Here is a 23,883-nt window from a genome sequence, read left to right on the forward strand (position 1 = left end):
TAGAGCGAGTACGTGTCGTTAAACCAAACCAACGGTTTTCTGGGTCGCGATATTGTACCGGGACATTCTTTTGTAGCGTTTCTGATTCAACAGCTTGAACCAAGTCTTTGTTGGTCACTTCCATTAAACGGCCAATATCGACAGTGAAAACTAAATCGGCAGGGGAGTTGCGTCCTTCACGAGTCAGGCGTTCAGCTAAACCTTTCTTAGCAAAAACTACATTAACCTTAATACCGCTTTGTTCGGTAAACTTATCGAACATAGGTTGAACCAGAAAGGGCTGGCGGTAAGAGTATACGTTAACCTCTTCACTGCTTGCTGAAACAGTTGTCGTGAATAAGGAAGAGAGAGTTAGAAGGGTGACGCAAATAAAGCGAGACAGAGCCATAAATAAATATTCCTAATATAGTTTCCATAAAGTAATGCGAATCATTCTTAAATAAAAAGAATTGTTAGTCAAGAATTTAAAGCATTTAACTTGATGGCTATCAAGTCAACTAAGCGATAAAATGCCATTTAAATATTGAGCTTTGGAGTAAAAGAGCGCTAATGAAGAGTTTCTCCCGCTTGCTACTAGTCGGACTGTTTGCTTTCTTAACGGCTTGTGCAACCACAGATTATCAAACGCATTATGGTTGGTTTATGGCGGAAAACTCTGCTGGCGAACTTAGACAATTTAGAGTTTATTGGCAGTCTGTTCGTTATGAAGGTTGGACAAGTGACGAGCTTCGCCCAATGCCGGTAGTGATTGAGGCGCAATGTAGCGAGCGGAAAGTTCACTTGTTTGACAGCTCGTTTGGCCCCGGCCGCCGCTGTAGTGATCGCCAAGGTGAAGGAATTGTTTTCTGTGGTCGTTCAGAAGTTGATGTGAATCGACGTGGCTTAGAGATAGAGAATAACTCCCTATGTGCAACGATTACCGATAGACAGGGCTCAAGTAGTATTCTGGATTTGGAGGGAGAAGTCCTCATTCACATGTCTTGCCGCCCAAAACGAACACAAAAAATACGAGGCGGTAAGAAAATAAATATAGATTACCTGCTTAGTTCTCAGCAGCCTTATATCGTCTCTACCAAGAAGGTAAAGGGCGGCGATATTGAGCAATTAGTTCCCGAATTATTCAACCACTCTTCTGTCTGTGACCCGGATGCCTAATATTTGATGGAAGGACGACTTTACTTGGTTACAAATCTAACTGCTAATTGATTAGATCTTGATCTATATTTAGAGTGTAAAAGCTATTTTTGAATAGATGCTAGTGTGACCGGTTTGGCATTGATAAGAAACAACCGGGTATTGTTACCTGAGCTTACATAAGCCAACGCTGCGTAGTGGTGTTGCCTGAAGATATTGTCAAAAATGTAAGGAAGATAACTAAAAGACCAGCTTAGTAGGTATTGTCATGTCGACAAATCGTTTAAAACTCGAAGTAAATGCGCTGAAGGAAGGCATGTTCGTCGCGGACTTGGATTGTCCGTGGCATGAAACGCCTTTTCCTCTACAGGGCTTTTATATTCGTATGGATGACGATGTAAAGGCTTTGAGCGAATACTGTAAATTTGTTTATGTTGACGTGAAGCGAGAAAAGGTCAAAACGGTTCATGCGAATCACGCTGTGCCTAGTTCTGAAAAAGGTAAAAAGGGTATCTCTGGAAGTTCCGAGAATAACCCCGAAATAGAACTCCCTCCCATTGTTGTCAAAGCTCCTCATCACTATGAAGCAAGCGTCTCCATTAACAAAGAAGTTGCCCGCGTAGAAAAGCTTCATCGTCATGTATACGATGCGATTGACCAGGTGTTTCTCACTGTCGAGCAAGGTGGTGATGTAAGCATTAAAGAAACCGAGTCAGTTGCTAAAGGTATGGTCGAAAGCGTTATTCGTAATCCCGATGCCCTGGTTTGGCTGTCTAAAATGAATGAAATAGATGCTTATAGTTATCAGCATTCGGTGAAATCCTCTATATGGGCTTTAGTTTTGGGGCGTCATATGGGCTTGAAGAAGGAGATGCTGGAAACCTTAGCTTTGGGTGTTTTATTGTCGCATATTGGTAAGGCTAGAGTTGCGCAAAAAGTACTTGATGCCTATCCGGACCTTGAGAGTAGCCAACTATCAGCCTATCAGCAATATGTTGAAAAGAGTGTCGAGTTACTAACTGAGATAGAAGGTTTACCTTCTGGCGTTGCATCAATTGTTGAATTTCACCAAGAAAGACACAATGGTACCGGTTACCCGAAAGGTGTGACGGGTGAGCGCATTCCTTTGTTAGCTAAGATTGCCGGTTTGGTTGATTATTATCAGGAGTTGATTACACCGCGTGATGACGAACTGGGTATGTCTCCTTATGATGCTGTTGCCCGTTTATACGAGCTGCGTAATATCGCTTTTCAGAAAGATCTTGTTGAGCGCTTCATTGAAGCGGTAGGCGTATACCCTACAGGTACCTTGGTTGAGCTAAGTTCTGAGGAAGTGGGTATTGTAACCGGGCATAATGAAGATCGCCGCTTACAACCGAAAGTAATGGTTGTACTCGATGCTCAGAAGCGAGCAATGAAGTGCGGTAAAGTGGTAGACCTAAAAGAGGTAAACCGCGATAGAAATGTTTTAAGCATTAAAGACAGTTTACCTAAGGGAGCTTACGACATAGATGAGCAGCGGTACCTGTTATCCGGTGCAACCTCTAAATGGAGTTGGCGACACTTGGCATCCTCATTCGCGTCTGGCTAATTTGTTATTCTCTTCTGGGCGAGCAAGCCTAATAAAACTTGATAAAAGGCAGTTTGATGATTCACACTGCCTTTTTTATTGGCTGAAAGAAGATAAGCGATGGCGAGAGTGTATTGTCAACGGTGCAATAGGCCTGAAAAAGTTTGCTTGTGTGCATCGATAAGCAAACAGAGCAACACAAGAACTCTGATTATTTTTCAGCACGATGACGAACAAAAGAAGCCGCTTTCGACTGTGCCATTAATCCAGCAGGGGTTATCTGGCGTAGAGGTGCTGAACGGCCTAAGATTTGACCGAGAAAAATGCTTCTCTTTGCTAGCAAAGCATGGCGCTTGCAGCCCTTTGCTGTTGTATCCTGAGTCGCTATCTGATGACGAAGAACATCTTGTATTAGATCTGAGCGATCTAGCTTCACCGCTTTTAAAGTCGCTACAACAATATGATTCGCTAGTTATCCTCGATGGCACCTGGAGGAATACCCGGGAGCTGGTTTTGGTGAATACTTGGCTGCAAAGTTTGCCGACACTCGCCCTGTTAAATGCCGGGAAAAGTCGCTATCGTATCCGCAAATCGACACATGAGTTTTCATTATCAACAATTGAAGCGGTCGCAAAAGTGCTGCCCCTATTGGATGAAAATATTGATAGCGAAACTTTGTTGAAGCCTTTTGAGAAAATGATTGATCAGCAGATTCAATATATGGGAGAAGAGGTCTTCCTGCGAAATTACCGATAGGATGCAGAACCCTTTCTTCGAGATAAGCGGATATTCATTCCTTGGTGACTTGAAATTCCTTTGCCTAACCCCAAGATAGAGCACTCCACTTTACCTCTCTACTTACAAGCAGGCACTAAACAAATCATGCAAAACGCTCTAGAGATTCGCGGCTTAAACAAAACTTATGGTAATGGTCATGTCGCTTTGCAGAATGTCAGTGTCAGTGTCGAGCAGGGTGACTTCTTCGCTTTATTGGGGCCTAACGGTGCGGGGAAATCAACGACACTTGGTATTGTTTCTTCCTTGGTTAATAAAAGTTCTGGAGAGGTCAAAATATTTGGCCACGACATCGATAAACAGTTGGTTAAGGCAAAGACCTGTTTAGGTGTGGTGCCTCAGGAGTTTAACTTCAACCAGTTCGAGAAGGTCCGTGATATCGTTATTACTCAGGCTGGTTATTATGGTATTCCCGTTTCAGAAGCTGAGGAAAGTTGTGATCATTATCTGAAGAAACTGGGCTTGTGGGATAAACGGAATGAACCATCCCGTATGCTCTCCGGGGGTATGAAGAGAAGGTTAATGATCGCCAGAGCTTTAGTGCATAAGCCTAAATTGCTCATTCTTGATGAGCCCACAGCGGGTGTAGATATCGAATTGCGACGCTCAATGTGGGAGTTTCTAAAGGAAATCAATGAGCAGGGTACGACAATTATCTTAACGACGCACTACCTGGAAGAGGCGGAAGCGCTATGCCGCAACATTGCGATTATTGATCAAGGGAAAATTCTGACAAATACCAGTAAGCAATCTTTATTACAGCAATTGCATCTGGAAACCTTTGTGCTAGAACTTGATAAACCCATGAGCACTGTTCCTTTGCTAGAGGGCTTTGAGGCAAGACTTAACGAAGAGGGCCTGCTAGAAGTTGATGTGCGCAGTGAGCAAAATATAAATGATCTTTTTTCCAAGTTGGACAGTTTGAGTATTCAGGTCAGGAGTATGCGTAACAAGGCAAACCGCTTAGAAGAGTTGTTTTTGGACTTGGTTGAGAACGCCAAAACGCAGGAGGAAGTGTAAGATGAATGCGCATCAGGTATGGGTCGCTTTCTTGACTATTGTGACCAAAGAGATTCGTCGCTTTACTCGTATATGGGTACAAACATTGTTGCCACCGGCGATAATGATGGCTTTGTACTTCGTCATCTTTGGCAACTTGATTGGCCCGAGAATTGGTGACATGGACGGTTTTGACTACATGGACTTTATTGTTCCCGGCTTAATCATGATGTCAGTGATTACTAACTCCTATGCTAACGTAGTGTCCTCTTTTTTTAGCATGAAGTTTCAACATAGCATTGAAGAAATTCTGGTCTCACCTGTACCTAACTGGGTAGTCTTGTCCGGTTATGTGATGGGCGGTGTTGGTCGCGGTATATCTGTTGGTCTGATCGTGACACTACTGTCGCTGGGTTTTACCGATTTACGTGTTGAAAATATCGCCGTAACGGCCAGCATTGTTATTCTGACGGCTATCCTGTTCTCGATAGGCGGTTTTATCAATGCGATTTATGCGACAAAATTCGATGACATATCGATAGTGCCAACGTTTATATTGACGCCACTTACTTACTTGGGGGGTGTTTTTTATAGTATCAGTTTGTTGCCTGAGTTCTGGCAGGGGGTCTCCCAAATTAACCCTATACTGTATATGGTTAACGCTTTTCGCTATGGTATTCTTGGTGTAAGTGATGTCGATATTGGTATTTCATATTTGATGATTTGCGGATTTATCGTAATAGGCTTTTCTTATGCGCTTTACTTATTGAATCGCGGAAAAGGCATAAGAGCGTAATATGATTTTGCCTCTAAGCTAATATATAAGAATCAGTACATAGCGTAGTTTTTTCACTTTCAGAACTTAGGAGTAAAAAGTGACGGATGCTCATCAAAGCCAATTAGGTAAAGGGACTGAATACGATCAAAGCTATTCACCCGAGATACTTTTTCCCTTAGACCGAAAACAAAATCGTGAAAGTCTGAACCTGAGTGCTGATATTCCTTTTCATGGTGAAGACCGCTGGACCTGTTACGAGCTGTCCTGGCTTAACTCAAAAGGTAAGCCTCAGGCAGCGATCGCGTACTTTAGCATTCCATGTGATTCGCCATACATGATTGAATCGAAGTCTTTTAAGCTTTATTTGAACTCTTTCAACCACCTTTCTTTCAAAGATGCTTCGGCTGTAGAGCGATTGTTAAGTAAAGACTTAAGTGCTGCGGCCGGTGGAATCGTTTCTGTAGAGGTTCTTGCATTAAAAGATACAAGACATCATGTGGCAGAGAATTTATGCCAGGGAAGTTCAGCAGAAGAGTCTTTATATGCTAGCGCAGAGTGTATTGATGAAATAGATGCGGAAGACTTTGAATATCAGCCGAACCCTGAGCTACTCAAAACGGTGCCAGGTGGGGTTGAGGTGAACGAGACGCTCTACTCTGACTTGCTTCGCTCGAATTGTCCTGTGACGGGGCAACCAGACTGGGGGACTGTATTTATTCATTACGCGGGGCAGCAGATAGATCGCGAGAGCTTACTAAAATATATTGTATCTTTTAGGCAGTGTCAGGACTTTCATGAGCATTGTGTCGAGCGAATCTTTATTGATTTACTGCAATATTGCCATTGTGATTCTTTAAGTGTTTATGCGCGCTACACTCGCCGAGGTGGCTTGGATATCAACCCCTACCGCGCAACAGCAGATCTTAAGGCGAGAACGGAGAGCCTGAGAACTCCAAGGCAGTAACGAGCGTTATTGTGTTAGCTGTCTTTTAGTTTCTCAGTTGCTTTTTCAAGGGCATGGACGATAGCGTCTTTATTAGTGTCGTCTATTTTTCCGGTATCCAGATACATCGCAAACCCTTCAGCTTCATGCTCTATGAAGCTCTGACCGGCACCGATATCGCGTCTAAGGTCAACGATTTGATAAATCGGAACGGGTCTAGCGAAGCCTTTAACGGTAATCTCTCCCTTATCACGACACATAACCTTATCTTTTATCAGAGAGAAAGTTTCGTAAGAAACCAGGATTTCGCCTGGCTCTGATAGTGCTTCCAAGCGAGAAGCCAAGTTAACTTCCTTGCCGATAATGGTGTAGTCCATGCGGTTTTCAGCGCCAAAATTTCCTACAGTGCTGAAGCCCGTACTGATCCCAATCCGAATTTGCAGTGGCGTCTTGATTCCTTGGCTCTTCCACTTTTGACGCAGTATCTTCATGTGCTTACGCATCTCAATTGCCATGGAAACACAAGCCATCGTATCTTCTTTAGCGCCACGACTGGTTGGGTCACCAAAGAAAATCATAATACTGTCGCCAATAAACTTATCGATTGTGCCGCCGTATTTTAAGGCGATTTGCGACATTTCGTTGAAGTAGTTGTTCAGCAGCTCGGTCAAACCTTCGGGTTCCATTTCTTCCGACAGCTCTGTAAAACCTTTGATGTCAGAGAAGAAGATAGATAGACGCTTGCGCTGTGTTTCCAGGCGCACGTCACGTTCGCCGGTAAAAATTGACTGCCAGACTTGTGGAGATAGGTATTTAGCAAGCTTGTGAGAAAGCGATATAGACTGCTCTCTTTGTGTCTGAATCTGGTGCTTGGCCTTATGTAAGGCTTCGGCTTGTTGGTGGGTATAGTAAGCAGTAACCGAGACATAGACTGTAGCGCTAATACCGGCCACTAGATCGACAATCATTGGTGCGTGAGGCGCGAAGTCAAGGCCGAATATCATGGAGGAAATAATGGTGGAGGTAAGTAAGATTAGGTTGCCTTTGAGCCAGGTCGACATACCTCCAACGACGATGAAGCTAAAACTCGCCATGAGAATATTGAATATGGTTGCCGTCGGGCTGAAGTCAATTAGTACAATAATGACACCGACCAAAGCGCCATCTATTAGTAGTGTGTTCTCACGTGCTGCAGCGCTTTGCTCTAGCTTTAAATGTCTAATAACAAAGTAAAGAAGGTGTGGCCATAACATGGCCGCAGGAATAAACCAGATCAAGTAGTCGTGGAAATGTCCTTCAAGAACACCGACCGCCATCGTGATACTAGACGTCAAATAAGCCAAAACCCTGCCGTTGTATGCGGGCATGACTGACGGTGGCGTATCTATTTTGTCGGTGGAGTGTTGTGTCGCCTTATTCTGTGTTGACGATTTTTTATTAGATATTTTCAATGGGATCATTTTTTCATACATCTCTGATAAGCAGCAAAGGTTATCAGTTCCCTTATATATAGACAAATTTTGCTTACACTGTTTTAATTTCGTTCTTGGGAAATAGCGCTTGCACTAAGGTTTCGTGATCTAAATGTGGTTATATCATTATGTTCACCTGAAAAGAATAGTGCAGGTTAGGTAGCTTATATTAAAGCAGGAGATACGCGGGTATGAATGAGCATAAAACAATTGATGAGGCGGGCTCTCATGCGGTGTTGGAAATATTGAAGTCCAGGGTTTCTCATCCTCGCTTGAGTGCTCCTGCCCCAAGCCCTGATCAAATGGAAACTGTTTTTCAAGCAGCGCTTAGGACGCCTGACCATAAATGCTTAAAGCCATGGCGATTTCTTGTGATCGAAGGGGACTCGTTACATCGTCTGGGTGATTTGTTTTGTCAGGCTGCTGAAGCGAATGAGGGAAAGCTTAGTGAAGCGCAAGAAAATAAATACCGCTCAATGCCGCTTCGGGCACCCAAGATCATCGTTGCTGTGTCCAAAAACATCGAACACCCTAAAGTACCTTTCGAAGAGCAGGTTGTGTCCTGCGGCGTTGCGGTGGGTTATATGTTGTTAGCGCTTCAGGCGCAGGGCTTTGGTGGTATTTGGCGTACCGGAGAAATGGCATTGAATGGCGACGTGAAGCAAGGCCTGGGTTTATCGCTCGAGGAGTCTATCGTGGGCTTCTTATATATTGGTACACCGCTTGCCGAAGCCAAAAAGTTAGCGCCTGTTGCTAGTAAGGATTACTTTGTCCCATGGTAGTGCTAGGCGATTTTCCTCTGACTATAAATTGGGTCAACCCAGGTGATATCTTCGCTTGTTCCCTCAAAAAACGGCAAATCTAAAAGGATAGGAATTGCCGATCTAAAAAACTTCATAAAACCATAAGTATTTGATTTTTAAGTATTAAAAAAATATTTATTGGTTGGCATCGCAATTGCTTTATCTAATCGTAGAAACTTTATGATGAAGCAAGTGGGAGTATCGATGTCGATTTCATTCAGCAATGCATTAGGAATTCACGAACAAGCGCTGGAGTTACGTGTTAACCGTGCTGAGGTGTTGGCTAATAACTTGGCTAATGCAGATACACCCGGATTTAAGGCAAGAGATATAGACTTCAAAGCGGTCCTGGGTAATGAAATGGCTAGCCAGGGAGGCGCAAAGTCTCTCGAGATGGCGACCACGAACGGACAGCACTTGCCTCATGCTAACTCGAGCGGAAGCAATGAGTTGCTTTATCGAACGCCCAGCCAGCCATCTGTTGACGGTAATACCGTTGATACCCAAGAAGAAATGGCAGAGTTTATGAAGAATACCTTGCAATACCAATCCAGCTTCCAGTTTTTGAATGGCAAGTTCAAGTCACTAACCAATGCGATTCGGGGTGAATAAATATGTCTCTTAGTCAGATTTTTGATATTGCCGGATCCGGCATGGCTGCTCAATCTATTCGCTTGAATACCACTGCTAGTAATATTGCTAATGCAGACAGTGCGGCAAGTAGTATTGATGAAGTATATCGCGCCCGAAAGCCCATCTTTTCGGCTGTCCAAGAAGATGCCATGCGCCAGGCAGTTGGTGGGGATTTCTTACAGCAGACGCCTGAGTCGGTAGGTGTTGAAGTAAAAGGGATTGTTGAAAGTGATGCACCTTTGGATATGCGTTACCAGCCTGACCACCCGTTGGCTGATGAGCAGGGATATGTGATGTACCCGAATGTAAATGTCGTTGAAGAGATGGCTGACATGCTTTCTGCTTCTCGAAGCTTTCAAACCAATATTGATGTAATGGATGCGGCAAAAACAATGATGCAGCGTTTGTTAACGCTAGGTCAGTAAGGGGCTAAATCTTATGACAGATATAAATACAACGGTGTCTTCTGCTGATGCTTTATCAGACTACCGCTATGAACCGACGACCAAAACACAAGGTTCGTCTGATCTAGGTCAGAATGAGTTTATGGAGTTGATGATTGCCCAGATGGAGAATCAAAGCCCGCTGGACCCTCAAGATAATGGTGAGTTCATTTCTCAGTTAGCAGAGTTTAGCTCTCTTGAAGAAATGCAGAAACTAAGTTCGCAAGTAGAAAGTTTTGCAACCCAGTATCAGTCTAGTCAGGCTTTGCAGGCTTCTGCAATGGTTGGGCGAACGGTTTTGGTGCCAGGTACTGAAGCTCCCATGGCGGCAGACGGAACAATTAGTGGATTGGTTGATCTTGAAGCCAGTACAGGTTCATTAAAGGTAAGTATCTTTAACGGTTCTGGTGAGTTGGTTAATCAGGTGGATATGGGGCAACAACTTGCCGGTTCTGTACCATTCTCGTGGGATGGAACAAATAGCAAGGGGGAGCAGATGCCCTATGACAATTACACGATCGCTGCTGAATCGAATCAAGGAGGAGATGTAAGTCAAATTACGACCTTGCTTTCCGCCAATGTGAGTAGCGTATCGATCGGGACTGGTGGTGCCATTTCGCTTAACTTAGCCGGTATGGGCGCTATTCCTTTAGAAGATGTTAGAGAGATTAACTAGGCATGAGTATGTGTCTGGCGTGCGAAATAATTGTAATCATTACGACAAAAAGAATCAGAAGAGAGGTGTAGTATGCCGTTTAACGTTGCATTAGGTGGGTTGAGAGCATCCTCCACGGACTTGGAAGTTACGGGTAATAACATTGCGAACGCGAGTACTGTTGGTTTTAAGCGTTCGCGTGCCGAGTTTGGTGATGTTTATTCCAATAGTTTTTTCGGCAGGGGGGCTACCTCAACGGGAGACGGTGTCGCAGTACAAAATATTCGACAGATGTTTGGTCAGGGTAACGTAAGCTTTACTGACAATAACCTGGACTTAGCAATTACCGGAAATGGCTTTTTCGTGCTTAGTGATCAGGGTGAGGCCAAATATTCGCGTGCTGGTCAGCTAGGTGTGGATAAAGATGGTTTCATGGTCAATAACACGGGTATGCGTGTCCAGGGCTTTCAGGCTGATGAAGGTGGGACGGTATCGGGAGTTCTGGGTGATCTGGTTGTTGATGCGAATGATCTGCCTCCATCAAGATCAACTAATGTCGAAGCAGCTTTGAATCTGGATTCTTCAGAAGAAGCTTTGACTCAGAGTGGCACAACGATTAACTCGAACGGTGCAACGGATGTTGGTGTAGCACAAGCAGGAATTGTGAATGGCTATGCGAGTCAGGATATCGAAGTGACCTTTCCGGATGGCACGTCGCAGACCATTACAACGACTGCGGAATCAACTGCCGGGGCAATTGCATCTCAGTTTTCGCTTTTAGAAGGTGTGGATGCGACTGCTAGTACCAGCTCTACAATAACCTTAGCTGGATATGATAATGCCTCAGGAAATATGAGTATTAGCTTAAACGGAATTAGTTTCCAGCCAGCCGGTGCAACAGATGCATTGCAATTGGCCGACTTGGGAACTCGTATTAACTCGTCTGCGTTGGTGGGGGTTACCGCCGTCATAGATAGTGCTACTGGTGATTTGCAGATTATTCAGGATCAAGGAGCTAACTTGGTATTCGGTTTTGCGGGTGTCTCGGGCGATAGTTTTGAGGTTCTTGGGAGTGATGCCGCGGCGACGCCGGTAGTGCTTGACCCTGATGCTGTTCCTGCCGTTTTGAATGCGACTGTAGGTGGTGGAGTTAGCATTGTACTTGACGAGGGGGTCGTTGCGACCAACTTAAGTGCCACAACGCCCGTCATTACCAACTTTACCGGTGCGCCTTTTGTTAATAACCAATTTTCACCAACGGATCCTGGTACCTATAACCACGCGACGTCAACGACTATTTTTGACAGTCTTGGTAACTCTCATGTTTTGACCATGTATTTCGTTAAGCAGCAGTCTTCGTTGTCGGGAGAAAATACCTGGCAAATGCATGTGCAGGTGGATAACCAGGATGTTGGAGATCCATTAATTGGAACAGATGCATCGCGAGCGACTTATAATTTGGTATTCCGCGATGACGGTACTTTAAATGAAACATTGTCAGATGATGTTTTGATTTCTAATTGGGACCCTTTAGATAGTCAAGGCAATCAAAATGGGGCGGCACGACCTTTGAATGTTGTGGATGGCGGGGTTTTGCCGATTCCTCAGCCGCCAACTAGCTCAAACTTTGAGGTAGATGTATCATCGTTTACTCAGTTTGGTAGCCCGTTTGCTGTAAATGACTTAAGTCAGAATGGTTATACCACAGGTCGATTAGTCGGTCTGGATGTCGATGAGTCGGGTGTCATTCTGTCTCGTTTCTCCAACGGTGAGTCTTTGGTTCTAGGGCAGGCAGCTTTGGCTAACTTCAATGACGTAGAAGGCTTATCACCTGATGGCGATAGTGTTTGGGTGCAGACTTTTGCTTCGGGTGACCCGATTGTCGGGGCGCCTGGTACGGCGTCTTTGGGTCTATTAACGGCCTCTGCAGTTGAGCAATCGAATGTTGATTTATCTGCTGAGCTGGTAAATCTGATTGTTGCGCAGCGTAACTATCAGGCCAACTCCAAGACCATTGAGACGGCCGATACAATCCAGCAAACTATCTTGAATATCTAGTACTGAATTTCGCTCATAGCCTTCCTTGTTTGGGTTGGCTAGATAATTGCAGAGCTTAGGCTAAGGCGTTTGCAGTGTCCGTTTCTTTGACGCTGCGTATTGTTTGATCCTAATGGTGAAGTAAATGGATAAAGCGTTATATATTGCAATGAGTGGTGCCAAGCAGAATATGCTGGCGCAGCGCGCTCATGCCAATAATTTGGCAAATATTAATACGACGGCGTTTAAAGAAGATTTCGCTCAGGCGCGTGCTATGCCGGTGTTTGGCGAGCATCATCCATCGAGAGCCTATGCCTTGACCGAAAGGCCGGGAACAAATTTTGAGGCGGGTCCCCTGAATCAAACCGGCAACCCTTTGGATGTTGCGGTAAAGGGTGATGGATGGATTGCGGTTCAGGCCGCAGATGGTTCGGAAGCCTATACCCGGGCAGGCGACCTGCAGGTAGATGTCAATGGGCAGCTAAGGGCTGGCATTGGTTTGCCTGTTTTGGGTAATGGTGGTCCAATTGTTTTGCCGCCTTCGGCAACTGTTGAGATTGGTGCTGACGGTACGGTTTCGGTTCTTCCTTTGGGTGGTGGAGCTGTTGGCTTAGCGGCGGTTGATCGAATTAAGCTAGTTAATCCCGACCCTGATATGATCGAAAAGAAAGAAGATGGTCTATTGCATATGAAGGGTGATGAGCCACCGGCAGTTGCTGACCCGAACATCAAACTGGAAACGGGGTTTCTGGAAGGTTCTAATGTAAATGCGGTATCGTCTTTAACAGATATCCTATCTCTATCGCGACAGTATGAGCTTCAAGTTAAATTAATGAGCCAGGCTGATCAAATTTCTCAACAAACGGCACGTTTGTTGCAGTTCTCCTAGTAAGACCTGAAAAACGTCATAAAAGCGGCACGTAGTTGCAGATTTATAGAGTGCTGATTTTTTGACTGCTTCGTTAGCGGTATTTGCTTACTAGCTTTAAATAAGGGGTATCACAGATAGCCCTTAAACGCTTCAGGTCTGATTGATTCGCAGTAGAATTTCAATTTGGGAGAAGCATCATGCATCCAGCTCTTTATGTCAGTAAAACCGGTCTAAGTGCACAAGATATGTCCTTGACCACGATTTCCAACAACTTGGCGAATGCTAGTACGGTTGGCTTTAAGCGTGATGAAGCGGTTTTTCAGGACCTGTTGTATCAGGTGAAAAGAGAGCCAGGTGGCTTGAACTCACAAAACTCTCAATTACCATCTGGTCTCCAGCTCGGTACGGGTGTCAGGATCGAAGGGACGACTAAGCAATTTACCCAAGGCTCCTTAGAAGTGACTGACCAGGCTCTCGATTTAGCCGTTAATGGTAGAGGCTTTTTCCAAGTTATATTGCCAGATGGCTCGACCAGTTATACCCGAGATGGGCAGTTCCAGGTTAACTCAGATGGCCAAGTCGTCACTGCTGGTGGCAACCTATTAGAACCCGCCATCACTATTCCACAGAATGCTTCTTCAGTGACGATCGGCGAAGATGGCATTGTATCGGTCAGTATTTCTGGTGAAACCACTGCACAGCAAGTTGGCCAGATTAATACGGTCGACTTTATTAATCCCCAAGGTTTGAAAGCGCTAGGGAATAACCTGTTTGCTGAAACTGAAGCCAGTGGTAACCCTCAAGGGGGCACGCCGGGCTTGGCAGGTTTTGGTGAGGTTAAGCAAGGCATGCTAGAGCAATCGAACGTAGATACGGTGCAAGAGCTGGTCAGCATGATTACTGTCCAGCGCGCCTATGAAATGAACTCAAAAGTTGTGTCTACGGCTGACCAGATGCTCCAGTACATTGGGCAGAACCTGTAATACGCGCTTAGTTGTTTGAGGGGAAGGTGATTATATGAGGCAGATTAATCAAGTATTCAAAGCAGTGCTAGGCCTGAGCTTGGTCGTGTTGACTAGTGCATGCAGCATCATGACTCGTGAGCACCCTTTGCCCAATGACCCGGCTTACGCTCCTGTACCTTCGAGTGCGCTGAAATCAGGTGAAATGGTGACGGGGTCGATCTATCAGGTTAACCGAAACTTTAGTATGTATGGTGATCAGGTTGCCTTAAACGTTGGTGATATTCTGACGGTTACCTTGCAAGAAAACACCAGTTCATCCAAGTCAGCAGATACCAGCTATGACAAAGATGATGAAGTGACTTTTAATGAGGCAACCATTCTAGGCAATGTTATTCAAAAACATGGTTTGAGCCTTTTGACTAATCCTAGCTTAGAGCGAGCGTTTGATGGTAAGGCATCTAGTGATCAGAGCAATAGCTTGAGCGGTAGTATTTCAGTCACAGTTTCAGAAGTTTTGCCAAATGGCATTCTTCGAATTCAGGGAGAGAAGTGGCTGCGCTTGAACCAGGGAGATGAATATATTCGTTTAACCGGTTTGGTGAGGCCGCAAGATATTGGCACAGATAATACGATCCCGTCTTCTAAGGTTGCTGATGCTCGTATTGCCTATGGTGGAACAGGAGATTTTGATGATGTTAATCGTCAAGGCTGGTTGTCCCGATTCTTCAACAGTGAATGGTGGTTCATGTGATGTCTTATAGTGTAAAGGCTTCTTACAAAGCTACTGCAGCGGGTATCGCTTCTTTAGTTAGCTCGTTCTGCCGCTCCAGTTTATTGTTGCTGGGTTTTGCTTTGGTTAGTTTTGACGTTAGCGCGGATCGTTTAAAAGATATTGCCAATGTACAGGGGGTTCGTTCGAATCAGCTGGTTGGTTATGGTTTGGTTGTCGGTTTAAGTGGTACAGGAGATAACACGCCTTTTACTAGCCAGACCTTCCGCAACATGATGAATAAATTTGGTATCACCATTCCTGAAGGTGTGGATCCGAAGTCAAAGAATGTAGCAGCGGTTTCAATTCATGCAGAGCTTCCGCCTTTCGCTAAACCTGGGCACAAGATTGATATCACAGCCTCATCGTTAGGAGACTCCAAGAGCCTTAGAGGTGGTAGCTTATTGATGACTCCGTTAAAGGGCGCAGATGGGCGCGTTTATGCGCTTGCTCAAGGCAGCCTTGTCGTCGGTGGTTTTGGTGCTGAAGGTGCCGATGGCTCCTCTATTCAGGTTAACGTTCCGAGTGTGGGACGGATTCCTAATGGCGCGACGGTTGAACGAGCCATCGCATCTCCTTTTCATCGTGGCGACACATTAACCTTTGATTTACATCGCCCGGACTTCACAACGGCGATGAATTTAACCAAGAAGATTAATGACTTGCTAGGGCCTAATACAGCTTACGCCAGCGATGCAGCTTCGATTACCGTCAAAGCCCCTCGCGATGCATCTCAGCGAGTTAGCTTTTTGTCGATGCTCGAAAATATGAATGTTGAAACAGGGGAAGAAGCGGCGAGAGTGATTATTAACTCTCGTACCGGCACCATCGTTGTCGGTCAGAACGTTAAGGTGCTTCCAGCTGCGGTTACCCACGGAAGTCTTTCGGTAACAATTACTGAAGACCCTGCAGTCAGTCAACCAAATCCGCTTGGAGGTGGTCAGACGGTTGTCGTACCACGCTCCGATGTTGATGCAGAACAAGAACCTAGTCGAATGTTTCAGTTTGGCCCTGCAGCGACGCTGAGCCAGATTGTTCAAGCGGTTAATCAAGTTGGTGCTGCGCCAGGAGATATCATGGCTGTACTCGAAGCCTTGAAGCAGGCTGGTGCCTTAAAAGCAGATTTAATTGTTATATAGAAAGAAATATAAGCAAAGCCATGTGGAACCTTAGAGGTTAGTGATGAATAGCGCACTGATGAGTCAGATAAATAATCCGATGATGATGGCGACTGATAATATAGGGAATCAGTTGCAGAACAGTGCTGCCCGTTTTAATAAGCATACCCAGGGCTTAAATGACTATAACAATCTCAATGCTCTGCAGTCTCTTAAGCATCAATCCAAGACAGATAGAGACGGCGCCCTAGATGCTGCCGCCAAACACTTTGAATCGATATTCGTCTCGATGATGATTAAAAGTATGCGCGATGCTAATAAGGTATTTTCTGAAGGAAACCTATTGCAAAGCAACCAATCAGACTTTTATCAGCAGATGTTTGATAGCCAGATGGCAGTAAGCTTATCAACTGGTAAAGGTATTGGTCTGGCTGAAGTGATCAAGCGACAAATGTCAAAAGGCGTAGGTGGTGAAGAGTCAGATTTAAGTTCCTATCCATTAACCTCTCAAGACAAATCTTTTTCTCTGAAAGACTATGCGCGCCAGCCATTTGTTAGCGCAGAGAAAATTGCAAAGATTGAAACGGCAATGAATCAAATTGATCAGACGATTGCTAGCCTGGACTCAGATAAAGTTGCTGAATCAAGTAAGTTAGACTTCAGTTCTCCCGATCAATTTATCGCTTCTCTTTATCCCTATGCTAAACAGGCAGAGCAAGAAACAGGTATTGATGCTCGTCTAATGTTGGCTCAGTCAGCACTGGAAACTGGTTGGGGTAAACGAGAGATCTTAAATTCTGATGGTAGTCCTAGCCATAATTTATTTGGTATTAAGGCGCAAACAGGATGGACGGGTGACAGCACAAATATAACGACGACTGAATATCGAAATGGTGTCGCAGTGAAGGAGCGCGCAGACTTTAGGTCTTATTCGGGTTACCAGGAAAGCTTTTCAGATTATGCGCGTTTTTTGAGTACTAATGCCCGATATGAGCAAGCGCTCGAGAAAGCGGGTGATCCGTATGACTTTGCACACGAGCTACAAGATGCCGGCTATGCAACCGACCCAGACTATGCCAACAAGATTAATCGTATTATTGATCGTTATATGAATATTGATGAACTTTCTAGTCTGGACCTTGGCTCTACCGCAAGCAAATTAGGAATTGGAGGCTGATATGCCAGATCTAATCGGTATTGGCCTTTCAGGTCTACAAGCTCATCAGACAGCCTTATCGGTCACGGGTAATAATGTTTCTAATACCAATACACCTGGCTACAGTCGTCAGGAGGCCGTGTTTGTAGATAATAAATCTATTCTTACTGGTAGTGGTTACACTGGTCAGGGCGCGAATATTGCCACGATTCGTAGAAATGCAGAGGATTTTATTAGCGAGCAGGTTCGTGCCGATACAACCGTTTATCATGAACGTGATGCAGTGCTTACTCAAGCAGAGTCGATCGATAACTTGCTTGCCAGCACGACAACTGGTTTGACGCCTGCTATGACTGCTTTCTTCCAAGCCTTCCAAGGTGGCGCTGATGACCCAACCTCTATCCCTCAGCGACAGTTATTATTGACGCAAACCGAAGGTTTGGTTTCCAGGTTTCATGCATTGGACAATCGACTTAATTCTCAGATGGAAAATATTGACGTAGAGCTGGCGGCCTCGGTTGCTGCGATCAATAGTTTGTCTCAAGGTTTGGCCGAATTGAATCAGTCTATTGCTGTTGCAATTGGTGCAGGGCAGGGTGATTTACCCAACAATTTATTAGATGCTCGGGATGAAGCTTTACGAGAGCTATCTGAATACGTAAACGTAGCAGTTTTTCCTACAGGAGCAGATGGTCAGGTCAACGTATTTGTGGGAAATGGTCAGCCTCTTGTTTTAGGAAGCTCTTCAAATCAGTTGGATGTGACTTTAAACCCTAGTGACACTGAACGAAAAGAAATTGTTATGCAGGTTAATGGTCGCTCTCAGATAATTAGTAATGAGCTGACCGGCGGAAAAGTAGGTGGGCTTCTAGACTTTAGAGACAATGAACTTACAACAGCAGTTAATAGTCTCGGTCGTATAGCTATGGTTTTGTCAGACACCGTCAACAAGCAGCATGGCTTGGGTATGGATCTGGAAGATAATTTAGGCGGCCTATTCTTTAGGGATGTTAATGAGGAAGTGTTGGCACGAAGCCGCGTTCTGGGAAATAGTACCAATGCTGAACCTCAAGATCATAGTATGCAGGTTAACATCATTGATGCGACCGAGTTGACAACCAACGATTACGACCTGAAATTTGAAGGTCCATCGAGCAACGATTATACCCTGTTCATCGCAGGTACAAATAATGTTGTGACCAAAGGGATACTACCTGGAATTTTTCCGGCTAGTGTTGAAGTCGATGGTTTTCAGCTGCAGTTTAATTCCGGCACTTTCAAGGTTGGTGATCGTTTTGTTATTAAACCCACAAAAAATGGTGCAGAGGATATAGGCGCAGAAATTGACAGGGTTGAAGCGATTTCTTTCGCCGCCCCAGTTCGTGCGGATGCTAACCTGGGTAATACCGGTAATGCGAATATTAGCCTTGGGACCATGCTTGATGTAGAGAGCCCACTGACTAACGCAACCTTGCCTATCTTTGCTACCGAAGGGCAGTTGTCTCCACCCTTGGAAATTGAGTTTATTACTGACACCCGATTTCAAGTATTGAATGTGTCTGATCCGGCTAATCCGATACCGCTTACGCCAGCGATGAATAACCTATTGTACAACCCTGGTATTACCAATACGATTTTCACCTCTGACCCAGGAGAAATGCGAGTTTCGGCATTGGGAAGCGATACCTTTCAGGTTGGAACGCCAGCGGCGAGTACTGGCACTTTGGTTAATGGTTTTGGTGCTCAAAACCTAACTATCTTGAAGCGTGATACTGAGACGGGTGTCGTTAACTCTCAGGTTCTGGGAATAACGGCGAACAGTTCTGCAAAGGAAATTGCTGATAGCTTACAGGCTGTTCAAGGGATTCAGGCAAATGCTTATACCCAGGTTCGTTTGGATAATTTCGTTGATGCGGCCAATGGTACAGACCTTGGCTTCGTCATCAATGGTGAAACCATTACCATTCCGGCAGGTAGTATTTCCACTCAAGATGACCTGGCTAGTTTGATTAATGAAAACACGACTTTGCAGGATTTGGATATCTATGCGATCAGTGATGGCAATGACGTCGAAATTCATGCCAGTAATGGTATTGATATCGTCGTGTCGGTGACTGGTGCGGCAGGTGACAGTGTTAATGTTAGTGCTGTGGACCCTTATAACCCGGGCGCATTTTCCGCAGATACAGAAACAGTGGTAGCTGGAAATGGTGTCTCTGTCGGTGGCGCAGTTGATGTAACACTTGCGGATGGCATCAGTTTTACCTCTGACGTCGATAGCGTTTTTGAACGGGCATCTGTAGGTCAGTCAACCTACCTCGGGTTTCAGTTCGAGATTAAAGGCCAAGCAGAGGCAGGTGATAGCTTCAGAATAGATTACAACACTGGTGGTGTTTCTGATAACCGCAATGCTTTAGCCATGGCTGGTTTGGAAAGTGCAGGAACGGTTCAGGGTGGTGTGATTAGCTATGGCGAAGCTTATTCACAGATTATTGAAGAAATTGGCACAGTAACCAATCGGGCACGTTTGGAAGCTGATTCAGCGAAAGCCTTACTGGTTCAGTCTGAAAACAATAGAGAGTCTATCTCTGGTGTTAACCTGGATGAAGAAGCGGGTAAGCTGGTGCAGTTTCAGTCTGCTTATAACGCATCGGCACAAGTTGTATCGGTTGCCAGAGAGCTTTTTGATACGCTATTGAATGCCTTTAGATAGAGTTTAATTGAAGATAGAGTTGGGAAAAACAGGGGTGGTTTAAGTACCATCAAGTGACGCTTATGAGAATATCAACGCAGCAGCTTTTTAACCGTGGTCTGGAAGCGATTCAGGATGTTCAGTCTGATCAGCAAAAGACACAGTTACAAATATCGACGGGCAAGAAAGTCTTAACGCCTGCGGATGACCCGGTTGCTTCAACTCGAATTTTGGAGCTGAATCAGGAACTGGAGCTAAACTCTCAGTTTCAACGGAATATTGAACTGGCTCGTGGTCATTTAAACTTGCAAGACGACTTACTTGGTAGTATCAACTCAGTTGTCCAGCGTATTCGTGAATTGACGGTGACCGCAGGGAACGGTGTTCTAAACAAAAGTGATTTATCGGCGATTTCAACCGAGGTGAAGGAACGCTTGTCGCAACTTGCGGGTTTGATGAACTCACAAGATGCCAGCGGTGAATATTTATTTAGTGGCTTTCAGGGTGGTACGGAGCCCTTTCAGCAGAATGTTTCGGGTACTTACGTTTATCAAGGAGATGAGGGGAGACGTTTTGTTCAGGTCGAGCCAAATGTTACAATTGCTTCATCTGAAAATGGCAAACAAATATTTCAAGATATTGCTGTTGATAAAAATACCTTCTATACCGCTGCAAACCCTCATAACCAAGCTGTACCAGAAGCCAGAATCACGACGGGGCAAGTGATAGATCAAGAGCTTTATGACCAGTTTTATCCTGGTGATATGATAGTGACTTTCACCTCGCCTTCAGAGTTTAACGTGACTGACAAAGCGACGGGTAGATCTTATCTGGCCAATCAGGCTTATTCACAGAATGATCCGATTGTCGTCAATGGCGTTCAATTTGAGATAACCGGCACGCCTACTGCGGGTGATAGCTTCTTTATCGAATCAACTGAAAAGCAGGGCGTTCTGTCAACGATTGAGAAGTTTATCTATACCTTGGATAACTTTACTGCCACAGAAGAAGGTCGAGCGACTTTTGATGCGAACCTGGAAAGTGCCTTGATAAACCTGGATAGCGCTGAAACCTCTATTCTAGAAGCTCGAAGCCAGATTGGTGCACGTCTGAACACTGTTGAAACAACAGAGGAACAGCTTAAGGATGTGGAGCTTCTAACAGAGCAAACTCTGAGCGACCTAGAATCGGTTGACTATGCGGAAGCCGTCAGTTTGTTGTCCTTACAGCAGTTCACTTTGGAAGCTGCCTACTCCTCTTATTCTCAGGTGTCTTCACTTTCCTTATTTGATCGCTTATAAAGCGGTGGCTTTTAAGCTTTCTTCTTTGGCGCTCTGCTCCAGATGAGCGATGCAAGCCTGTAGGGTTCGGCTTACCTGAGTTTGGTCCCTAATCATGGCCAGTTTTGGCCAGGTGCAGCGTTCACCCATTTTCAAGATATAGTCTCTTTCTGAAGGGCTAGGGTTCTTCATGAACTTGGTATACCAGGAAGGCGGAAATTCAGGGTGGATATTGATGTCGCCCAAATAGTCCTGATCAAGCATCAAGGAAGCGTGATTTAGCCAAGAACTCCAAGCCTGAGAGTGAAACCGACGCTTCCCCAACTTAAGTAGAGCCTTTCCTTGAGAAAAGCTACTGCTGACCAATAGGTCGGCAAGGAAGGCTGCAAGACCATCATCCTGACGTTGAGAGACAAAAGGCACAATATGTGGGTTGGCCTGGCTGACTATAAAGTAGTTTGCATTGTGAAGCCGGCTCATTCTTTGCCTCGGAATATCGGTAGCAAAAGAGCCGTCATACCAGCGTTCACCTTTTAGATAGGCCTGCTTTTCCCCAAGGGCGTTCTTCTCATAGAGCTGGCAGGGAGGAAACAAACCAGGGACAGAGCATGATGCTTGTGCTGCGGATGCGACAAAAACACTTGGTGCAGTTTGGTAGTTCAGAATTCTTGGTTTTTGGCCTGTTCGGGCGGGTGAAATTGTAATGCTTACGTTTCGGCCAGTTTTTTTAAATGCTTCTTCAAAAGTCATTAAGCCGACGTTGTGTTCAACGCAGCGGCGTAGTTGTTCCGGGTCGAGTAATGACTGTTGTTGCAAAATACCTTTAAGCGGTAAACGCTTCAAAGGGCTGTAGTTACTTTCTTCGGGCTTATTAAGAAGAGTGAGTACTTCCTTATCTGTGTGGGTCGCTAGCATGCCTGCCGTGATTGCTCCCATACTGCTACCAGATATGATGGAGGGGAGGAGCTGATGTTTGATAAGCGTTGCGACCACGCCTATATGGTAAATACCGAAGGTACCACCGCCACTTAACATTAAGGCTGGGCGACCAAAATTATGCTCGGCCTGTTTGAATTGGGCAAGTTTGTCTTTTGTCGAGATGCTATCGATCTCAGATTCGCAGAGTGTCTTTAACGCTTTATTGATCAGCATTAAGTAATTGCGAATGAGGGTCTTTGTTCCCGTGTAGGCGGGTTGATAGAGCTTAGGCTTACTGAGTTCCGCGGTGGTTCGATACAGGCTTTCCTGAATATAGGGAATCAGCTTCAAATAATCTTTTTTTTCTAGCAGTTCAGAGATTGTTTGATAATGTTCCTGCAGTACTTTGTATGGGTAGTGCTTGGAGGCAGGCTTTTTTTGCCAGTCATAACTACCGTTAAGCTTATCGGCTTTCGAGGCGGCTGTGAGCCATTGCTCATAAGTTTGTGCCTCATCCATAGTTTGCTGCAATTTGTTTGTATCGGACATCTTGTGTTTGCGCTTGTAAGCTAAAAAAATATATTTGCTGATCGCATAATCATTGTCAAACGCTTATTCCTGAGCATTGATGTAAATCAATAGGCTTTTATCGCTGATAGTTTAGGGGTAGGATGCTTGTGAATAATACTCATTAATAGGGAGAGACTCGTGTCTGATATCTATCAGTTCAGTGCTAATAATATTAAAGGAGAGGAAGTTCCTCTTAAAGCGTATCAGGGAAAGTTGCTGATAATCGTCAATACGGCAAGTAAATGCGGATTTACGCCTCAGTTCAAGGGGCTTGAGGAGCTGTATTTGGAGTATAGCGAGAAAGGGCTAGAGATCTTAGGCTTTCCATGCAATCAGTTTCTAAAGCAAGACCCAGGAACAGATAGTGAGATTAGCGAGTTTTGTTCTTTGAACTATGGGGTTACGTTTCCAATGTTCTCCAAAATAGAAGTAAACGGCGATAATACTCATCCCTTGTATAAATACTTAAAATCAGAAGCGAAGGGCTTGATGGGCTCTGAAAAGATAAAATGGAACTTCACCAAGTTTTTGGTCGATCAACAGGGCAAGGTTGTTAAACGCTATGCGCCCAATACCGAGCCGAAAGACCTGGTGAAAGATATCGACGCAGCGTTGGCGCCTTAGCCTAGTAGTTTTTTTATCGCAGGAAGTAGGCGATCTTTGGTAATAGGTTTGATAATCCAGCCATTCGCGCCTGCTGCTCTGCCAGCAGCTTTTTTCTCGGCTTTATTTTCGGTGCTAACAATGAGTACGGGAACTCCCTTGTAAGCGGGGAGTGCTCTAATAGCCGCGGTGAGTTGTATACCATCGAGTTTCGGCATATATAAGTCACTCAGTACCAGGTCAAATCGTTCTGCTTTGGCTGCATTTAAAGCCGCTTCGCCATCAACCGCCAGCGTTAGCTCGTGTGGCTCGTCTTGTAGAATGACTTTAAACATGTTGCGCATTACTAATTGATCATCGGCGATCAGGATTCTGGCCATATGCTTGTTGTTCCTACACGTTAAGGAATGAGAGACTTTTGCTTCACTTTAGTATAGCTAAATGTGCTGGAATATCTTGCTCCTCAGGTATTACTTGCTAAGTTTCTGATGCGTATCACTTAAGGGGCAATTTGTTGGGTGATAGTTTCTATATGTGCGAGCAAAGCATTATAAAAATCTCGCTTAAAAACATCTAAAGGAGGGGACTCTATAACCTCGGCAATTGCGCCGACAGGGTGAGTCATATGCCAAACGCCAATCAATGCTTGCTGAACTTGCATAAGCAAGGTGAGCGCTTG

General features: G+C 44.9%; 22 protein-coding genes and 2 pseudogenes. 19 read left to right on the forward strand and 5 right to left on the reverse strand.

Going from position 1 to position 23,883, the window contains the following annotated elements; all coding sequences use genetic code 11:
• Positions 1–388, reverse strand: a pseudogene (locus A3735_RS17995) (iron ABC transporter substrate-binding protein); the annotation flags it as partial.
• A gap of 161 nt (positions 389–549) precedes the next feature.
• Here A3735_RS17995 and A3735_RS18000 point away from each other — a divergent pair.
• The 6 genes from A3735_RS18000 to queF all read left to right on the forward strand — a co-directional run bounded on the left by A3735_RS18000 (position 550) and on the right by queF (position 6,240).
• The gene (locus A3735_RS18000) at positions 550–1,155 is read left to right on the forward strand and encodes a hypothetical protein (RefSeq protein ID WP_068508954.1); all 606 of its coding nucleotides are present in this window, start codon (positions 550–552) and stop codon (positions 1,153–1,155) included.
• 247 nt (positions 1,156–1,402) lie between these two features.
• Entirely contained in the window at positions 1,403–2,725 is a 1,323-nt protein-coding gene (locus A3735_RS18005; protein WP_068508956.1) for an HD-GYP domain-containing protein, read from the forward strand.
• Between the two features lie 99 nt (positions 2,726–2,824).
• A complete protein-coding gene (locus A3735_RS18010; RefSeq protein WP_068508958.1) occupies positions 2,825–3,460 on the forward strand; it encodes a tRNA-uridine aminocarboxypropyltransferase in 636 nt (211 codons plus the stop codon).
• 126 nt (positions 3,461–3,586) lie between these two features.
• The gene (locus A3735_RS18015; protein ID WP_068508960.1) at positions 3,587–4,519 is read left to right on the forward strand and encodes an ABC transporter ATP-binding protein; all 933 of its coding nucleotides are present in this window, start codon (positions 3,587–3,589) and stop codon (positions 4,517–4,519) included.
• A gap of 1 nt (position 4,520) precedes the next feature.
• Positions 4,521–5,294 carry an ABC transporter permease gene (locus A3735_RS18020; protein ID WP_068508962.1) on the forward strand — a complete coding sequence of 258 codons (774 nt, stop codon included), beginning with the start codon at positions 4,521–4,523 and terminating at the stop codon, positions 5,292–5,294.
• 79 nt (positions 5,295–5,373) lie between these two features.
• Complete coding sequence (queF, locus tag A3735_RS18025) at positions 5,374–6,240, forward strand: NADPH-dependent 7-cyano-7-deazaguanine reductase QueF (RefSeq protein WP_068508964.1); 867 nt, start codon at positions 5,374–5,376, stop codon at positions 6,238–6,240.
• Between the two features lie 14 nt (positions 6,241–6,254).
• Here queF and A3735_RS18030 read toward each other — a convergent pair whose 3' ends face one another.
• Positions 6,255–7,679: an adenylate/guanylate cyclase domain-containing protein gene (locus A3735_RS18030; protein WP_231872322.1), complete on the reverse strand. Its 1,425-nt coding sequence runs from the start codon at positions 7,677–7,679 to the stop codon at positions 6,255–6,257.
• A gap of 203 nt (positions 7,680–7,882) precedes the next feature.
• Here A3735_RS18030 and A3735_RS18035 point away from each other — a divergent pair, with 203 nt between their 5' ends.
• The 12 genes from A3735_RS18035 to flgL all read left to right on the forward strand — a co-directional run bounded on the left by A3735_RS18035 (position 7,883) and on the right by flgL (position 21,134).
• Positions 7,883–8,473, forward strand: coding sequence for a nitroreductase family protein (locus A3735_RS18035; protein WP_068508969.1), 591 nt, complete (start codon positions 7,883–7,885; stop codon positions 8,471–8,473).
• Positions 8,474–8,698: 225 nt separating this feature from the next.
• Complete coding sequence (gene flgB / locus A3735_RS18040; protein WP_068508978.1) at positions 8,699–9,106, forward strand: flagellar basal body rod protein FlgB; 408 nt, start codon at positions 8,699–8,701, stop codon at positions 9,104–9,106.
• Between the two features lie 2 nt (positions 9,107–9,108).
• Positions 9,109–9,552, forward strand: a complete 444-nt coding sequence (flgC, locus tag A3735_RS18045; protein ID WP_068508971.1) for a flagellar basal body rod protein FlgC — start codon at positions 9,109–9,111, stop codon at positions 9,550–9,552.
• A gap of 13 nt (positions 9,553–9,565) precedes the next feature.
• Positions 9,566–10,246, forward strand: coding sequence for a flagellar hook assembly protein FlgD (locus A3735_RS18050; RefSeq protein WP_068508973.1), 681 nt, complete (start codon positions 9,566–9,568; stop codon positions 10,244–10,246).
• Positions 10,247–10,318: 72 nt separating this feature from the next.
• Complete coding sequence (locus tag A3735_RS18055) at positions 10,319–12,283, forward strand: flagellar hook-basal body complex protein (protein WP_068553370.1); 1,965 nt, start codon at positions 10,319–10,321, stop codon at positions 12,281–12,283.
• 124 nt (positions 12,284–12,407) lie between these two features.
• Positions 12,408–13,151 (forward strand): flagellar basal-body rod protein FlgF, encoded by a 744-nt coding sequence (gene flgF, locus A3735_RS18060; protein ID WP_068511763.1) that lies wholly within the window; start codon positions 12,408–12,410, stop codon positions 13,149–13,151.
• A gap of 179 nt (positions 13,152–13,330) precedes the next feature.
• Positions 13,331–14,116: a flagellar basal-body rod protein FlgG gene (gene flgG, locus A3735_RS18065; protein ID WP_068511766.1), complete on the forward strand. Its 786-nt coding sequence runs from the start codon at positions 13,331–13,333 to the stop codon at positions 14,114–14,116.
• 34 nt (positions 14,117–14,150) lie between these two features.
• The gene (gene flgH / locus A3735_RS18070) at positions 14,151–14,849 is read left to right on the forward strand and encodes a flagellar basal body L-ring protein FlgH (protein ID WP_068511767.1); all 699 of its coding nucleotides are present in this window, start codon (positions 14,151–14,153) and stop codon (positions 14,847–14,849) included.
• Complete coding sequence (locus A3735_RS18075) at positions 14,849–16,006, forward strand: flagellar basal body P-ring protein FlgI (protein ID WP_082865169.1); 1,158 nt, start codon at positions 14,849–14,851, stop codon at positions 16,004–16,006. The genes flgH and A3735_RS18075 overlap by 1 nt, the downstream gene beginning before the upstream one ends.
• Positions 16,007–16,049: 43 nt before the next feature.
• Positions 16,050–17,162, forward strand: coding sequence for a flagellar assembly peptidoglycan hydrolase FlgJ (flgJ, locus tag A3735_RS18080; protein WP_082880499.1), 1,113 nt, complete (start codon positions 16,050–16,052; stop codon positions 17,160–17,162).
• 1 nt (position 17,163) lies between these two features.
• On the forward strand, positions 17,164–19,854 hold the full coding sequence (gene flgK, locus A3735_RS18085; protein ID WP_068638396.1) for a flagellar hook-associated protein FlgK: 2,691 nt from the start codon (positions 17,164–17,166) through the stop codon (positions 19,852–19,854).
• Between the two features lie 62 nt (positions 19,855–19,916).
• The gene (flgL, locus tag A3735_RS18090; RefSeq protein WP_068511772.1) at positions 19,917–21,134 is read left to right on the forward strand and encodes a flagellar hook-associated protein FlgL; all 1,218 of its coding nucleotides are present in this window, start codon (positions 19,917–19,919) and stop codon (positions 21,132–21,134) included.
• On the opposite strand, the gene A3735_RS18095 is transcribed toward flgL, so the two are convergent.
• On the reverse strand, positions 21,129–22,580 hold the full coding sequence (locus A3735_RS18095) for a DUF3336 domain-containing protein (RefSeq protein WP_068638398.1): 1,452 nt from the start codon (positions 22,578–22,580) through the stop codon (positions 21,129–21,131). The two genes, flgL and A3735_RS18095, sit on opposite strands and share 6 nt — an antisense overlap.
• Before the next feature lie 159 nt (positions 22,581–22,739).
• Between A3735_RS18095 and A3735_RS18100 the strand changes: the two genes are divergently transcribed.
• Positions 22,740–23,225: a glutathione peroxidase gene (locus A3735_RS18100; protein WP_068638400.1), complete on the forward strand. Its 486-nt coding sequence runs from the start codon at positions 22,740–22,742 to the stop codon at positions 23,223–23,225.
• Here the strand turns inward: A3735_RS18100 and A3735_RS18105 are convergent.
• On the reverse strand, positions 23,222–23,584 hold the full coding sequence (locus tag A3735_RS18105; RefSeq protein WP_068638415.1) for a response regulator: 363 nt from the start codon (positions 23,582–23,584) through the stop codon (positions 23,222–23,224). The genes A3735_RS18100 and A3735_RS18105 overlap by 4 nt on opposite strands.
• 119 nt (positions 23,585–23,703) lie before the next feature.
• Positions 23,704–23,883: pseudogene (locus A3735_RS18110) on the reverse strand (TetR/AcrR family transcriptional regulator); the annotation flags it as partial.

It is taken from the genome of Oleiphilus sp. HI0061 (genome assembly GCF_001635675.1).